Origin of the sequence: Streptomyces millisiae (genome assembly GCF_031845425.1) — a bacterium.
GTDB lineage: Bacteria > Actinomycetota > Actinomycetes > Streptomycetales > Streptomycetaceae > Streptomyces > Streptomyces millisiae.
Window position 1 is genome coordinate 1 of record NZ_JAVREM010000075.1, and the last position, 15,210, is coordinate 15,210.

12 protein-coding genes are annotated in these 15,210 nt (G+C 74.8%); 3 read left to right on the plus strand and 9 right to left on the minus strand.

Annotated elements, in window-relative coordinates; all coding sequences use genetic code 11:
• Positions 1-22: 22 nt before the first annotated feature.
• The 3 genes from RNC47_RS31365 to RNC47_RS31375 all read right to left on the minus strand — a co-directional run bounded on the left by RNC47_RS31365 (position 23) and on the right by RNC47_RS31375 (position 3,101).
• Positions 23-1,315: an FAD-dependent oxidoreductase gene (locus RNC47_RS31365; RefSeq protein WP_311603668.1), complete on the minus strand. Its 1,293-nt coding sequence runs from the start codon at positions 1,313-1,315 to the stop codon at positions 23-25.
• Positions 1,316-1,605: 290 nt separating this feature from the next.
• Positions 1,606-2,535 (minus strand): TIGR01777 family oxidoreductase, encoded by a 930-nt coding sequence (locus tag RNC47_RS31370; RefSeq protein WP_311603670.1) that lies wholly within the window; start codon positions 2,533-2,535, stop codon positions 1,606-1,608.
• Positions 2,536-2,552: 17 nt separating this feature from the next.
• The gene (locus tag RNC47_RS31375; protein ID WP_311603710.1) at positions 2,553-3,101 is read right to left on the minus strand and encodes a DUF4240 domain-containing protein; all 549 of its coding nucleotides are present in this window, start codon (positions 3,099-3,101) and stop codon (positions 2,553-2,555) included.
• Between the two features lie 118 nt (positions 3,102-3,219).
• Here RNC47_RS31375 and RNC47_RS31380 point away from each other — a divergent pair, with 118 nt between their 5' ends.
• From RNC47_RS31380 to RNC47_RS31390, 3 genes are read left to right on the plus strand one after another with little or no spacing between them, the layout of a single operon-like run.
• On the plus strand, positions 3,220-4,152 hold the full coding sequence (locus tag RNC47_RS31380; RefSeq protein ID WP_311603671.1) for an SDR family oxidoreductase: 933 nt from the start codon (positions 3,220-3,222) through the stop codon (positions 4,150-4,152).
• A gap of 36 nt (positions 4,153-4,188) precedes the next feature.
• The gene (locus RNC47_RS31385) at positions 4,189-4,722 is read left to right on the plus strand and encodes a pyridoxamine 5'-phosphate oxidase family protein (protein WP_311603673.1); all 534 of its coding nucleotides are present in this window, start codon (positions 4,189-4,191) and stop codon (positions 4,720-4,722) included.
• Between the two features lies 1 nt (position 4,723).
• Entirely contained in the window at positions 4,724-7,309 is a 2,586-nt protein-coding gene (locus RNC47_RS31390) for an excinuclease ABC subunit UvrA (RefSeq protein ID WP_311603674.1), read from the plus strand.
• Positions 7,310-7,373: 64 nt separating this feature from the next.
• Here RNC47_RS31390 and RNC47_RS31395 read toward each other — a convergent pair whose 3' ends face one another.
• The 6 genes from RNC47_RS31395 to RNC47_RS31420 form a co-directional block, all read right to left on the minus strand.
• Positions 7,374-8,351, minus strand: a complete 978-nt coding sequence (locus RNC47_RS31395) for a helix-turn-helix transcriptional regulator (RefSeq protein WP_311603675.1) — start codon at positions 8,349-8,351, stop codon at positions 7,374-7,376.
• 232 nt (positions 8,352-8,583) lie between these two features.
• The gene (locus RNC47_RS31400; RefSeq protein WP_311603677.1) at positions 8,584-9,207 is read right to left on the minus strand and encodes a GntR family transcriptional regulator; all 624 of its coding nucleotides are present in this window, start codon (positions 9,205-9,207) and stop codon (positions 8,584-8,586) included.
• A 118-nt stretch (positions 9,208-9,325) separates the two neighbouring features.
• A complete protein-coding gene (gene sucB / locus RNC47_RS31405) occupies positions 9,326-11,086 on the minus strand; it encodes a 2-oxoglutarate dehydrogenase, E2 component, dihydrolipoamide succinyltransferase (RefSeq protein WP_311603679.1) in 1,761 nt (586 codons plus the stop codon).
• Positions 11,087-11,151: 65 nt separating this feature from the next.
• Entirely contained in the window at positions 11,152-12,540 is a 1,389-nt protein-coding gene (gene lpdA, locus RNC47_RS31410; protein WP_311603681.1) for a dihydrolipoyl dehydrogenase, read from the minus strand.
• 213 nt (positions 12,541-12,753) lie between these two features.
• Positions 12,754-14,286, minus strand: coding sequence for a leucyl aminopeptidase (locus tag RNC47_RS31415; RefSeq protein ID WP_311603683.1), 1,533 nt, complete (start codon positions 14,284-14,286; stop codon positions 12,754-12,756).
• A 97-nt stretch (positions 14,287-14,383) separates the two neighbouring features.
• The gene (locus RNC47_RS31420; protein WP_311603687.1) at positions 14,384-15,184 is read right to left on the minus strand and encodes an adenosylcobinamide-GDP ribazoletransferase; all 801 of its coding nucleotides are present in this window, start codon (positions 15,182-15,184) and stop codon (positions 14,384-14,386) included.
• Between the last annotated feature and the right edge of the window lie 26 nt (positions 15,185-15,210).

The window sequence follows — 15,210 nt, forward strand, 5'->3', positions numbered from 1 at the left end:
GTGGGGGAAAACCCGGCCGCCGTCAGACCGCCTCCGCGGCCACCGGCCGGGACGCGGGCGTCATGCCCGCGTCGGCCAGCAGCGCCGTCGCCGCGCGGGCGGCCGAGGCGAGGTCGCCGGTCGGGCCCGGCACGTCGCGGTGGTCGCCGCACACGTAGAGGCCGTCGAGCAGCCGCGCCGACCTCGCACCCGGGTAGGGCGGCGCGAACACCGGGACGGCGCGCGGGTCGTGGCGCACGGCCAGCAGCTCCCAGTCGTCGGCCGGCGCGCCGTGCAGCTCGCCGAGCTGTGCCCTGGCCGCCTTGTCCAGCAGCTCCGGCGGTTCGGCCGCTGGCGGGCCGAGGACCACCGAGGTGATCAGCGTCCGCCCCGCCGGCGCCCGGGACGGGTCGATCGCCGAGGCGTCCATGGTGTGCGAGACGGGGCCGCGGGCCGCCGCGTCCACGATCAGCGTGGGCCCGCCGGGCGGGGCGGCCGACGCCGCGTGGTGCAGCACCGTCACCGGCCGGAACGCCGGCACCCGCAGCCCTGGCAGCAGCCGGGCCGCCTCCTCGGCGCCGGTGGCCAGCACCACGGCCCGGCAGCGGAACGTGCCGTGCGCCTCCGTCTCCACCACCGTCGTGGAGACCGAGACCACCCGCACCCCGGTCCTGACCGACCCCTCCGGCAGGGCCGCGGCCAGCAGCTCGGGCAGCGCGGCGGAGCCGCCGGTCGGCAGGCCGAGGCCGCGGCGGGCGAACGCCCGCAGCGCCTCGTCGCCGAGCCGGCTCGAGGTGGCGAGCTCCGGGTCGTGCAGCAGCGCGGCGAGCAGCGGGCGCAGCGCGCCCTCGGCTATGCGCGCCGGTATGCCGCGCGCCGACAGCGCGGCGGCCGCCGTCAGTTCGGGGCGGGAGCGCAGCCTGGCGTCCGGCAGCCGGCCGAGTCTGGCGAGGTTGGCCCGCAGCCAGATCTGGTCGAAGGCCGAGGTCAGCGAGCGGTGTCCGGCGCGGGCCGAGCCGTGGTCGCCGGCCTCCCCGACGCGGTGCTGGTGCGTCGCGGCCTTCAGCACGATGCCGCCGGTCAGGCGGCGGGTGGGGAGCGGCCCCGGCAGCTGGGCCCGGGTGGGGTAGCCGGGCAGGGCGAGGTGGGCGGCGCGGTCGAGGCGGAAGCCGTCGAGGTCCTCGGTGGCCATGCGCCCGCCGATGCGGTCGGCCGCCTCCAGCACCGTCACGGTGAGGCCGGCGGTGCTCAGGTGGTGTGCGGCGGCGAGCCCGGCGGGGCCCGCGCCGATGATGACGACGTCGGAGTGGTCGCGGTGCGGTCGGCGCTGAAGCACGTGGCCTCCTGGTGAGGTGGTCGGTGCGTGCGAGCGGCGGGGCTCGGATCCCCGTGGGGACGGCCGTTCGGCACGGGCCGCTGCCCCGTGGACGACGCTGTCGACGGGGTTGGCCGGCCGCTGAAGGCGGTGGCCCCCGGACCCTGGGTGTGGGTCCGTGGGTCCTGATGCCCGCTGGGGGCGCGGGCAATGCCCGAACCGGAGAGACCCTCTCACGCCGGGCGCAATCCGGCAGAGCGCATGGACCAGGGCACGGGGGCACGAAGGTCGCGTGCCGCCCCCGGCGGGTGTCAGGCCGGGGCCACGGCGGCCAGCACCTGCTCCTCGACCGTGGGGTGCGCGAAGGCGAAACCGGCGTCGAGCAGCCGGCGCGGCACCACCCGCTGGCTGCCCAGCACGTCCTGGGCGAACTCGCCGAGGACGAGACGCAGCACGGGCGCCGGTACCGCGCACACCGTGGGCCGGCGCAGCACCCGGCCCATCACGCGGGTCACCTCGCGGTTGGTCAGCGGCTCGGGCCCGGTGAGGTTGACGGGGCCGGAGAGGCCCGGCACGTCGTCGAGGAGGAAGCGGAGCGCGGCGACGTGGTCGGCGAGCGAGATGGCGCTCCAGTACTGCCGGCCGCTGCCGAGCCGGCCGCCGATGCCGGCCCTGAAGATCGGGAACAGCCGTCCCCAGGCGCCCCCGGAGCTGGCCACCACGAGGCCGGTGCGGGCGAACACGGTCCGCACCCCGGCCCGACTCGCCGGCTCGGCCGCCGCCTCCCAGTCGACCGAGAGCTCGGCCAGGAAGCCGGTGCCGGGCGGCTCGTGCTCGTCCACCGGGCGGGAGCCGGTGTAGCCGTAGTAGCCGATGGCGCTGCCCGAGACGAAGACCCGTGGCGGCTCGTCGAGCGAGGCGATCGCCCGGGCCAGCGACGCCGTGCCGAACACCCGGCTGTCGCGGAGCTCCGTCTTGTAGCGGCGGGTCCACCGGTGGTCGGCGACCCCGGCGCCCGCCAGGTGCACCACGGCCGTGCAGCCGTCCAGCGCGGCACGGTTGACCTCGGGCTCGGCGCCCGACGGGTCCCAGCGCTCCTCGTCGGCGGCGCGCGGCGGTCGCCGCACCAGGCGCACCACGTTCACCTCGTCCGCCCGCAGCGCCGCGACCAGCGCCGAGCCGATCAACCCCGACGAGCCGGTGACGGCGATCCGTTCCACGCGCTCCGCTGGTTCCCGCATGGGCCCATCCTGGGGGATCAGGCGTCGACGCGGCCACCCGGGGCCGGCCGCGCCAGGGCCCACAGGCGCGGGTAGGCGGCGGCCATCGCCTCCGTGTCCGCGAAGTCCACCGGCACGCCCTCGGGATCGCGCGGCTGCTCCGGCAGGCCGAGGTCGGGCAGCTCGGTGCCGGTCAGCCGGTCGTAGGCGTCGTAGGCGGCGAACCCGACGTCCTCGGCGTCGCCGTCGGTGTGCCGGTCGAAGCCCTCGGGGCCGAGCAGCTCGGCGAGCGCGTCGGGCTCGTGCAGGGTGCCCTCGAACACCTGTCGGCCGCGGCTGATCAGCCAGCAGCGGAAGTTCTCGAACGCCGCGTCCCCGGCGTCGCCGAGCAGCACCCAGGCGGCGCCCCACACGTCCCAGCGGTAGGCCCGGCCGAAGCGCGACTCGAAGTGCCGGGCGAAGTCCGTGACGGCCTCCGGGTCGAGCTCCGCGAGACGATCGACCAGCAGGTCGGCGTGCGCCTCGGGATCGCCACCCGCGGATTCCCGGGTGCTGTCGATGATCTCCCAGAAGTCCGTTTCGTCCATCACGGCAACAGGATCCCGCCCCCGGCGGCCGTGCGCACGCCGGGAAAGCCGGACAGAAGATGTCTGGTTTCCCTGCGAGCGTGTGATCCGTCGCATCCACGACGTGAGAGGAACGTGCGTGAACCAGCAGGACAAGCCGCTGACCGGGAGGATCGCGCTGGTGGCGGGCGCGACCAGGGGCGCAGGACGGGCCATGGCCGTCGAGCTCGGCGCGGTCGGCGCCACGGTCTACGTGACCGGAAGGACGACCCGCACGGCCGTCAGCGAGGTCGGTCGGGCCACCGAGACCATCGAGGAGACCGCCGAGCTCGTGACCGCCGCCGGCGGCGAGGGCGTCGCCGTGCCGACCGACCACCTGGAGCCGGAGCGGGTCCGGGCGCTGGTCGACCGGATCGACCGCGAGCGGGGACGTCTTGACGTCCTGGTCAACGACATCTGGGGCGGCGACCACCTGCTCGACCTGTCGTTCGGGACGAAGATGTGGGACCTCGACCTGGCGGGCGGGCTGCGCATGCTGCGACTCGGCGTCGAGAGCCACGTCATCACCTCCCACCACGCGCTGCCGCTGCTGACCCGGCACCCCGGCGGCCTGGTCATCGAGGTGACGGACGGCACCAAGGAGTCCAACCGCCGCTACCGGGAGAGCTTCTACTACGACCTGGCCAAGACCGCGCCGATCCGGATGGCCTACGCGCTCGGCGAGGAGCTGCGGGAGCTGGGCTGCACGGCCGTCTCACTCACCCCGGGCTGGCTGCGCTCCGAGGCGATGCTGGACACCCACTTCAAGGTGACCGAGGAGAACTGGCGGGACGGCATCGAACAGGACCCGCACTTCGCCATCTCCGAATCCCCCACCTTCGTCGGCCGTGCGGCGGCGGCGCTCGCCTGCGACCCGGACGTCGCCCGCTGGAACGGCCAGTCACTCTCCAGCGGCCAGCTGGCCCGCGAGTACGGCTTCACCGACACAGACGGCTCCCGGCCGGACGCCTGGGCGTACATCAGGGACGCCGTCCACGAGGGTCGGGACGTCGACGCGGCCGACTACCGCTGACCACCACGCACGAACTGAAGACCGACAAGGACCCCCATGCGCGAAACCCCCGAAGAACTCGCGGAGCTCCAGGCCCTCCTCGACGCCTCGCTGCCCCGCTCCACCTCGCACCTCCGCTCGATCATCGACACCGAGCGGACCCTGACGGCGAGCCGACTCACCCAGGTTCTCACCGGCATGCGCGTCCTCGCCCTCTCCACCGTGACCGCGAAGGGCGAACCGCGCGTCAGCGCCGTGGACGGGCACTTCCTGCACGGGAGGTGGCACTTCGGCACGGCCCGAGGCGCCGCCAAGGCCCGCCACCTCGCCGCCCGACCCGCCGTCAGCGCCGCCCACCTGCGCGGCGAGGACCTCGGCGTGTTCACGCACGGCACGGCCGAGATCCTCAACCCCCGGGACGGCGAGGCGGACGCGGACTGGCCCGAGCTGCTGGCCTACCTCAAGGAGCACTACGGCGCGGACGCCTTCGACTGGGAGGACGACGTCGTCTACTACCGGCTGCGCCCGCACTGGATGACCGTCTACGCACCCGACCCCGCGAAGCTCACCGCGGCGTCGTCCGGGTCCTGACATGGCAAACGAGACCATCGACGTGGTGGGGGCCCGCACCAACAACCTGCGGAACGTGTCACTGAGCATCCCCAAGGGACGGCTGGTGGCCTTCACCGGAGTGAGCGGCAGCGGCAAGACCTCGCTGGCCGTCGACACCCTGCACAGCGAGGCCCAACTGCGCTACCTGGAGGGGCTCTCGCCGTTCGTCAGGCAGTACATCACCCAGCGCAACCGGCCCAGGGTCGACCGTATCCTGGGGCTCGGCGCGACGCTGGCGGTCGACCAGCGCCGCCTCAACCGCAACCCGCGCTCCACGGTCGCGACGATCACCGGCATCGACGGCCACCTCGGGCTCCTCTACTCGCGCCTCCCGGCGCTCGGCGCCGACCCGGCGGCCGAGGGCGGGGGCGGGCCACTGACGACCGCCCACTTCGACCGCGACTCGCCGGAGGGCGGCTGCGCGGACTGCCACGGGGTGGGCGGGCGCTGGCAGGCGCAGGAGGACCTCGTCATCACCCACCCGGACCTCCCGCTCTTCGAGGGCGCCTCGCCCTGGTTCGCGAAGTGGCGGTCCGGCGAGCACGTGTTCGTACCGGCGCTGGCCGAGAAGCGGGGCGTGGACCTGGGCTTGCCGTGGCGGTCGCTGCCCGAGGAGTTCCGGCACTCCGTGCTCCACGGCACGGGTGACGAGAGCATCGAAGCGACCGTCGACATACCGAACAGGAACGAGCGGGCCCGGATGACCTACACCTCGAGCCAGCCGCTGCGGGGCGCGCTCGCCGAGGTGGAGCGGGTGTTCGTGAACGCCCGCACGGCCGGCGCCAAACAGCGCTACCTGCCGTACCTGCGCAAGCAGCGCTGCGCCAGCTGCGGCGGCAGCGGGTACGACCGGGTGGCCAGGTCCGTGCGGCTCGGCGGGCTGAGCTACCCCGACCTGATCCAGGTGGAGGTACGCGAGGTGCGCGACTGGGCGAGGCGGGTCGCGGACCAGCTGGACGCCGGTCAGCGCGAGGTGGGCGAGCCGCTGCTCCAGGACCTGGGCCGCAGGCTCGGCATCCTGGACCGGCTCGGCCTGGCACACCTCCAGCTCTCCCGAAGCGCGACGACGCTGTCCGGCGGCGAAGCGCAGCGGACCCGGCTCGCCGCGCAGCTCAGCACCGAGCTGAGCGGCATCACCTTCGTCCTGGACGAGCCCGGCACCGGGCTGCACCCGGCGGACAAGGCGCACCTGCTCGACATCGCCCTGGAGCTGCGCGAGGCAGGCAACACGGTGCTCCTCGTCGAGCACGACCCCGAGCTGATCGCCCGGGCCGACTGGGTGGTCGACATGGGACCGGGCGCGGGCCGCCTCGGCGGCGAGGTCCTGGTGTCCGGGCCGCCCGCCGAGGTGGCCGCCCACCCGGGGTCACTGACCGGGCGCCAGCTGTCCGGCCGGGCGCCGCGACCGGGCCGGAACCGCCGCCCGATCCGGGACGACACCGGCTGGGTGGAGCTGCGCGGGCTGCGCGCGCACAACGTGACCGCGGAGCTGGTGCGCTTCCCCGTCGGCCGGCTCACCTGCCTGACCGGGGTGAGCGGCAGCGGCAAGAGCAGCCTGCTCGGCGCGCTCGCGGCGGGCGCGGAGGCCGCCCTGAACGGGACGGCGACCGACGGGGTGCGGGAGGTGACAGGGCTCGAAGGGTTCGGCTGGGTCGCCGTCGTCGACCAGGAACCGCTCGGCCGGACCCCGCGGTCCAACCCCGCCACGTACAGCAAGGCGTTCGACATCCTCCGCAGGCTGTTCGCCGGCACCGAAACGGCACGCGAACGCGGCCTCGACGCGTCCTGGTTCAGCTTCAACACCGCGGGCGGCGGCCGCTGCGAGACCTGCGCCGGCTACGGCCGCACGCTGGTCGACATGCACTTCCTGCCGGACGTGTGGGTGGTCTGCGACGCCTGCGAGGGCCGGCGGTACCGGCCGGAGGCCCTGGACATCACCTACCGGGGGCTGGCCGTCGACCAGGTGCTGGAGCTGACCGTCGACGAGGCCGTGGAGCGGTTCACCGAGCCCCCGCAGCTCGCCGAGACCCTGGGGGCGCTCCGTCAGGTCGGGCTCGGGTATCTCCAACTCGGCCAGAGCGCGACGGAGTTGTCCGGCGGCGAGGCACAGCGGCTGAAGCTGGCGTCCGCGCTGAGACGCGGCGCCACCAGCCGCGGCGCCGGCCTCGTCGTCCTCGACGAGCCTGTCTCCGGCCTGCACCCCTCCGACGTCCAGCGGGTGGTCGACGCGCTGGACGCGCTGCTGGACTCGGGCAACACGGTGGTCATCGCCGAACACGACATCCCGGTGGCCGCGTCCGCGGACTGGCTGATCGACCTGGGCCCCGGCGCCGGCCCCGCCGGCGGCTCACTGATCGCGGCGGGCCCCCCGGCCACCGTCGCGAAGGCCGACACCCCGACCGCCGCCTTCCTCCGCCGCCACGCGGCGGGCCTGCCACTCCTGGAGCCAGGGGAAGCCGCGTCCCCCGGGCGCCGCGGCGTACCGCGCGAAATCCGCGCAGCGTACGCGCACCGCGAGGGCGCCGGCTGCGGGCTCCCGGGGTGCGACGGTAGGCACGTTTCGTGAGCGCTTCGCGGCCGCACCGTCGCACACGGGGACACGACGCCACGGTCCTGGCGGAGACCGCTTGTCAGGGGCGGTAGTTGGCGGCCATGCGGGCCGCCGCCGTGGCCAACGCGTCGCGGAGGGAGGCGGGTTCGTGGACGACCGCCTCCGGGCCCAGGGCGAGCAGTTGGGTGTAGGCGACCTCCTCGGACTCCACGGCCAGGGTCGTGGTGATCCAGCCGTCGGCGTCCGGGGGTGAGGCCGCCGCCAGGGCGTCGGCGGCGGCCTCGCGGTCGGTGACGTGGCGGAGGGCGCGTGTCCCGGCGGGGGAGAGGCGGAGGTGGATCTCGGCGCGGAGGATGGAGCGGGCGAAGGCGGCGGCCTGGGCGGTCCAGAAGGCGGGGAGGTCGAAGGACTCGTCGCGGGTGAAGCGCTCGCCGGGTGCCGTGACGGAGCGGAAGCGGGAGACGCGGTAGACCCGGGGGCGGGGCGCGCCGGCCGGGCGGGCCGCGAGGTACCAGGTGCCGGCCTTCAGGACCAGGCCGTAGGGGTCCAACGACCGTTCCACCTCCGCGCCGTCGCCGCGCACGTAGGTGACCAGGATCCGGAGGTCGTCCCAGACGGCCTCGGCGACGGCCGGCAGCAGCTCCGGCGTCTCGGGCGGCTGCCACCAGCCGGGGGCGTCCAGGTGGAAGCGCTGGGCGGCCGTGTCGGGGGCGGAGCGCAGCTCGGGGAGGAGGGCGGCGGAGACCTTGAGCTGGGCCGCCGAGGCGGCGTCCGCCAGGCCCATGTCGCGCAGCGCGCCGGGGACGCCGGAGAGGAAGAGGGCCTCGGCCTCGCTGCGGCCGAGTCCGGTGAGGCGGGTGCGGTAGCCGCCGACGAGGCGGTAGCCGCCGGCGCGACCGCGGTCCGCGTAGACGGGGATGCCGGCCTCGGAGAGCGCCTGCACGTCGCGGGCGACCGTCCGCTCGGAGACCTCGAGTTCGGCGGCCAGTTCGGCGGCGGTCATCGCCCTGCGGTCCTGGAGCAGCAGGACCAGTCTGATCAGTCGGGCAGCACGCATGGGACCACCCATGAAATCATGGGCGGCCATGAGGGGCCCGGTCCCGTGCGTTGGCGCGACAATCGGGACCGGAGCTCCCCTGGGAGCCGCGTCGGACGGCAGGACAGGCAGTGCGGCGCGGCTCACTTCCAGGGAGACTGTAAGCCTTTGATCGATGATCGATCAAAGGATCGGAGCAAAAAAATCGGCGAATCGGAGAAATTGGCATCCTGTGCCAGGCCCGGCGCCGCCATCAGGCACGTGGTGCACAGTTCAGGACGTGCTCCTTGACCAGCTCCCCGATGCGCCGGTCCCGCCGCAAAAAGGCGTCCACCAGTTCCTGGTGCTCCTCGGCGTAGGACTGCTGCCGGGTGCCGAGCCAGCGGATCGACAGCGCCGTCCAGATCTCGATGCCGAGCGACTCCCAGGTGTGCAGCAGCACGCTGTTCCCCGACGCCTTCACCAACTCGTGGTGGAACGCCACCGTGTGCCCCACCTGGGCCTCGGCGTCCGCGAGCCGGTCCGCCTCGCGCAGCGCCGCCACCTCGGGGGTGAGCGCCGAGACGTCGCCGGCCAGCCGCTCGGCGGCCAGCTCGGCCGCGATCTGCTCCAGCCCGGCCCGCACCGGGTAGATCTCCTCCAGGTCCGCGGCGGTCAACGCCCGGACCCGGACCCCCTTGTTGGGCGCCGACTCGATCAGCCGCAGCGTCTCCAGCTCGCGCAGCGCCTCGCGGACGGGCGTCTGGCTCACGTCGAGCTCGGCCGCGATCCGCCGCTCGACGATCCGCTCGCCGGGCTGCCAGCGCCCGCTGACGATGCCCTCCACGATGTGCTCGCGGATCTGCTGGCGCAGCGAATGGACGACGGGCATGCCCACAGCTCGCTCACTCTCCCATCGGTGATCGACTCGCTGATCGATTCGGTGATCAACGTGGCCGCGCCCCGCCCGGAGGGTCCGGGCGGGGCGCGGCCTCACGTCGGCTGCCGGACAGCCCTTACAGGCCGAGCTCGCCTTCGAACGCGCCGGCCTCCAGGCGGGCCTTGACGTCCGCCAGGTAGCGGGCGGCGTCCGCGCCGTCGACCAGCTGGTGGTCGTAGGACAGGGTCAGGTAGACCATGTCCCGGACGGCGATGGTCTCGCCGAGCTCCGGGTGGTTCACGACCACCGGGCGGCGCACGGTGGCGCCGATGCCCAGCTCCGCGACCTGCGGGTAGTTCACGATGATCGTGTCGAACAGCGCGCCGCGCGAGCCGGTGTTGCTGATCGTGAACGTGCCGCCCGACATGTCGTCGGGGGAGAGCCCGCCGCCCCGCACCTTGCCCGCCAGCTCCGCCGTCTTCTTGGCGATGCCGGCCAGGCTCAGGTCGCCCGCGCCCTTGATGACGGGGACCATCAGGCCCTTCTCCGAGTCCACCGCGATGCCCACGTTCTCGACGTCGTGGTAGGTGATGGTGCCGTCGTCGTTGATCCGGGCGTTGACCGACGGGTGGGCCTTGAGGGCCTCCGCCGCCGCCTTCACGAAGAACGGCATCGGGGAGAGCTTGACGCCCTCACGGGCCAGGAACGCGTCCTTGGCCCGGGCCCGCAGCCGCATGATCCGGGTGACGTCGACCTCGATGACGGTGGACAGCTGCGCCTGGTTGTGCAGCGCCTTCATCATGTTCTCGGCGATGACCTTGCGGATCCGGCTCATCTTGACCGTCTGGCCGCGCAGCGGCGACGGCTGGACGGGCGCCGGCGCCTGGGCGGCCGGCGCCGCCGGGGCGGCGGCGGGAGCCGCGGCGGCCGCGCGGGCGGCCTCGGCGGCGCTCAGCACGTCCTGCTTGCGGATGCGGCCGCCGACGCCGGAGCCCTTGACGGTGGCCAGGTCGACGCCGTTCTCCGCGGCCAGCTTGCGCACCAGCGGGGTGACGTAGGCGCCGTCCGCCGCGGGGGCGGGTGCGGCGGCCGCCGGGGCGGGCGCCGGCTTGGCGGCCGGAGCCGGAGCCGGAGCCGGAGCCGGGGCTGGGGCCGGGGTGGGAGCCGGGGCCGGGGCCGCGGGAGCCGGGGCAGGCGCGGGCGCCGGAGTGGGCTCGGGGGCGGGAGCCGGGGCCGGGGCCGCCGGCGCGGGGGCGGCGGCCGGAGCGGCGCCGGCCGCGCCGATGACGCCCAACTTGGCGCCCACCTCGGCCGTCTCGTCCTCGCCGACCGTGATCTCCAGCAGGGTGCCGGCCACGGGCGCGGGGATCTCGGTGTCGACCTTGTCGGTCGACACCTCGAGCAGCGGCTCGTCGGCCTCGACCGAGTCGCCGACCGCCTTCAGCCAGCGGGTGACGGTGCCCTCGGTGACGGACTCGCCGAGCGCCGGCAGCACCACGTCGGTGCCGGAGGCGCCGCCGGCCGGCGCCTGGGCCTGGGCCGGCTCGGGCGCCGGCGCGGCCGGGGCCTGCGCCGCGGGCGCCGGCTCCGGGGTCGGCTCGGGCGCCGGTGCCTGGGCCGCCTCGGCGGCGGGCGCCGGCGCGGCGGCCGGCGCGCCGGAACCGTCGTCGATGACCGCCAGCTCGGCGCCCACCTCGACGGTCTCGTCCTCGCCGACCTTGATGGACGTCAGCACGCCCGCCGCGGGTGCGGGGATCTCGGTGTCGACCTTGTCGGTCGACACCTCGAGCAGCGGCTCGTCCACCTCGACGCGTTCGCCTTCGGACTTGAGCCAGCGGGTGACGGTGCCCTCGGTCACGCTCTCGCCGAGCGCCGGAAGGGTTACGGAAACCGCCATGGTTTCTGTTGCTCCTTACGAAAAGTGGCAAATGGTCATGCGCGCTCTGGGATAACGCGGCCAGGTCAGTCGTGGGAGTGCAGCGGCTTGCCGGCCAGGGCCAGGTGGGCCTCGCCGAGCGCCTCGTTCTGCGTCGGATGCGCGTGGATCAGCTGGGCCACCTCGGCGGGCAGCGCCTCCCAGTTGTAGATCAGCTGCGCCTCGCCGACCTGCTCGCCGAGCCGGTCACCGACCATGTGGATACCGACGACGGCGCCGTCCCTGACGCGCACGAGCTTGATCTCGCCCGCCGTCTTGAGGATCTTGCTCTTGCCGTTCCCCGCGAGGTTGTACTTGAGCGTGACCACCTGGTCGGCGCCGTACAGCTCCTTGGCCCTCGCCTCGGTGATGCCGACGGACGCCACCTCCGGGTGGCAGTAGGTGACCCGCGGCACGCCGTCGTAGTCGATCGGCACCGGCTTCAGGCCGGCCAGGCGCTCCGCCACCAGGATGCCCTCGGCGAAGCCGACGTGCGCCAGCTGGAGGGTCGGGATCAGGTCGCCCACGGCCGAGATGGTCGGCACGTTGGTCTGGCAGTACTCGTCGACCAGGACGAAGCCGCGGTCCATGGCGACCCCGGCCTCCTCGTAGCCGAGCCCCTGCGAGACGGGGCCGCGGCCGATGGCGACCAGCAGCACCTCGGCCTCGAAGGTCTTGCCGTTGTCCAGGGTGACCCGCACCCCGTCGGCCGTGTACTCGGCGCCCTTGAAGAAGGAGCCGAGGGAGAAGTTGATGCCGCGCTTGCGGAAGGCGCGCTCCAGCAGCTTGGAGCTGTTCTCGTCCTCGACGGGGACGAGGTGCGGCAGGCCCTCGACGATGGTCACGTCGGCGCCGAAGGACTTCCACACCGAGGCGAACTCGACGCCGATGACGCCGCCGCCCAGCACGATCGCGGACTTCGGCACCCGGTCGAGCACCAGCGCGTGGTCCGAGGAGATGATCCGGTCGCCGTCTATCGTCAGGCCCGGCAGGGACCTCGGCACGGAGCCGGTGGCCAGCACGATGTGCCGGCCGGTGTACCGCTGGCCGCCCACGTCCACGCTCGTGGGGGAGGACAGCCGGCCCTCGCCCTCCACGTAGGTGATCTTCCGGGAGGCCACCAGGCCCTGCAGGCCCTTGTAGAGGCCGGAGACCACGCCGTCCTTGTACTTGTGCACCCCGGCGATGTCGATGCCGTCGAAGGTGCTCTTCACGCCGAACTCGGAGCCCTCGCGGGCCGCGTCGGCGATCTCGCCCGCGTGCAGCAGGGCCTTGGTGGGGATGCAGCCGTTGTGCAGACAGGTGCCGCCCAGCTTGTTCTTCTCGATGAGAGCGACGTCCAGGCCCAGCTGGGACGCCCGCAGGGCCGCGGCGTAGCCACCGCTGCCGCCACCGAGGATCACTAGGTCGTAAACGGTGCTGGCGTCGTTCGCCACGTCACGTTCCTCCAAGATGGGGTGTTCGCCCGCGGCCGGTCGACGGTGACCGGCCGGCGGGTTCCGGTGCCGCCTGGTGGCGGCGTGGTGTGGCTCTCCTGGTGGGTGAGCCGCGGCCCTGTCCTGCCGGGACACCATCTTTGCACGCTGCGACGGAGGACGGGCCCGAGGCCCTGCCCCGGCGACCGGGCACCGGCCCCGGGCCCGCCCCGGTCAGCCGGCCAGCTCCCCGCCGGCGGCCCGCTCCGCGAGACGCACCAGGGTGCGCACCGCGGATCCGGTGCCGCCCTTGGGGGTGTAGCCGAAGGGGCCGCCCTCGTTGAACGCGGGCCCCGCGATGTCCAGATGCGCCCAGCGCACCCCGTCCGCGACGAACTCCTTCAGGAACAGGCCGGCGGAGAGCCCGCCGCCCATCCGCTCGCCCACGTTGGCCAGGTCCGCCACCGGCGACTTCAGCCCCTCGGCCAGCTCGGCCGGCATCGGCAGCGGCCACGACTGCTCGCCGGCCTGCCCGGCCGTCTCGTGCACCAGGTCGCGGAACGCGTCGTCGTTGCCCAGCACGCCGAAGGTGCGCTTGCCGAGCGCCAGCACCATCGCGCCGGTCAGCGTCGCCACGTCGACCAGCGCGTCGGGCGACTCCTCGCCCGCCCTGGTCAGCGCGTCCGCCATCACCAGACGGCCCTCGGCGTCGGTGTTGAGCACCTCGACCGTCTTGCCGCTGTACATGGTCAGCACGTCGCCCGGCCGGACCGCGGAGCCCGACGGCATGTTCTCGGCGAGCGCCAGCCAGCCGGTGACGTTCACCCGGAGCCCGAGCCGGGCGGCGGCCAGCACCGTCGCGAACACGGCGGCCGCGCCGGCCATGTCGCACTTCATCGTCTCGTTGTGGCCGGCCGGCTTGAGCGAGATGCCGCCCGAGTCGTAGGTGATGCCCTTGCCCACCAGCGCCAGCGTCGGGGCGCCCTCCGGGTCCGGCGCGTAGCCCACCCGCACCAGCCGGGGCGGCGAGGCCGAGCCCTGGCCCACGCCCAGCAGGCCGCCGTAGCCGCCGGCCGTCAGCTCCTGCTCGTCGAGCACCAGCGTCTCCACGCCGTACTCGGCGGCCGCCGTCTCCACCAGGGCCGCGAACCCGGCCGGGTTCAGCGCGTTCGGCGGGGTGTTGACCAGGTCGCGGGCCCTGGCGACCTCCTCGGCCAGCACCAGCGCGCGCTCGGCGGCCACCGCGTGCGCCTCGTCGCCGGCGTCCGCGTCGAGCAGCGTGACCCGGGAGAGCGGACCGCTGTCGGCGCCGGAGAAGCCACGGCCGCGGAAGGCGGTGAACGCGTAGGCGCCGAGCAGCGCGCCCTCGGCCACCGGCGCGATGCCCGCCGCGCCGCCCACCGGCAGCGCGAACGCCGCGTGCTCGGAGCCGGCCAGCGCCCTGGCCGCCGCGCCGGCCGCCCGGCGCAGCGTCTCGGCCCGGTAGTCGGCGCCCGACTCCGGCGCGGCGCCCAGGCCGACGGCGACCACCAGCGGCACCGGCAGCCCGTCGGGGGCCGGCAGCCTGGTGATCTCCTCCTCGTCGCCCTTGGCGCCGAGGGTGCTCAGAGCGGCCGCGAGACCGCCGTCGAAGGCGGCGTCGACGGACGCCGCGGCCGGCGAGCCGGGCGCGATGACCGGCCCGGACTCGCCCTTGGCGAGCCCGATGACCACGGCGTCGGCCGGCACCGCGGTCGCCGCGAGATTGCTGAGGGTGAGTGCAGTCACTGTGTTGGTGTTCCTCGTCGTCGTCACTGGCCGCGCGGGGCGGGCGCCGCCCCGCCCCGACACCCGGCATTCGCCAGAAGACTACGCCCGGTGTGGATCAACCCGCCGTCACGGCCAGCGTCACCAGCGCCACGGTCGCCGCGACCTCGGCCGCCGCGCCCAGCACGTCCCCGGTGACGCCGCCCAACCGGCGCCGGCAGTGACGCAGCAGCGCCTCGGCCGCGCTCAGCGCGAGCACCGTGGCGCAGCACGCGGCGAGCGCGCCCGCGACCCCACCGGTCAGCGCCCCGGCGCCGGCCGCCACCGCGCAGGCCCCGGCCACCGCGACCGCCGCAGCCGGCAGCGGCACCGCCCGCGCCACCGTGGCGCCGAGCCCGTCGGGACGTGCCGGCGGCGGTCCTGAGGCCCGGCACGCCCAGGTCAGCGCGGCCCGCGACACCAGGGCCGCGACCAGCGCCGCCGCCGGCGGGCTCGCCGCCTCGGCCAACGCCGCGATCTGGGCGGCGAGCGTGAACACCAGCGTCACCACCCCGAACGGGCCGATGTCCGACCGCTTCATGACCGCCAACGCCCCGGGGGCCGGCCGGCCGCTGCCCAGGCCGTCCGCCACGTCGGCCAGGCCGTCCAGGTGCAGGCCACGACTGAGCACGGCCGGCACGGCCGCGGCGGCCACCGCCACCAGCGCGGGCCCGGCGTCGAGCGTGCCCAGGAACCAGGCGACGGCCGCCGCCGCGACCCCCACCACGAGCCCCGCGACCGGCGCGCACGCCATGCCCACCCCGGCCACCGCCCGGTCCCACCGGACGCCGCGCACCGGCAGCACCGTCAGCGTGGCCAGCGCGAACCGCGGCCCGTCCGTGATCGTGATCCTCGGGGCCCCGGGCGGCGTGGCGTTCATCGGACCGCAGCGTAGCGCCGGAGGCT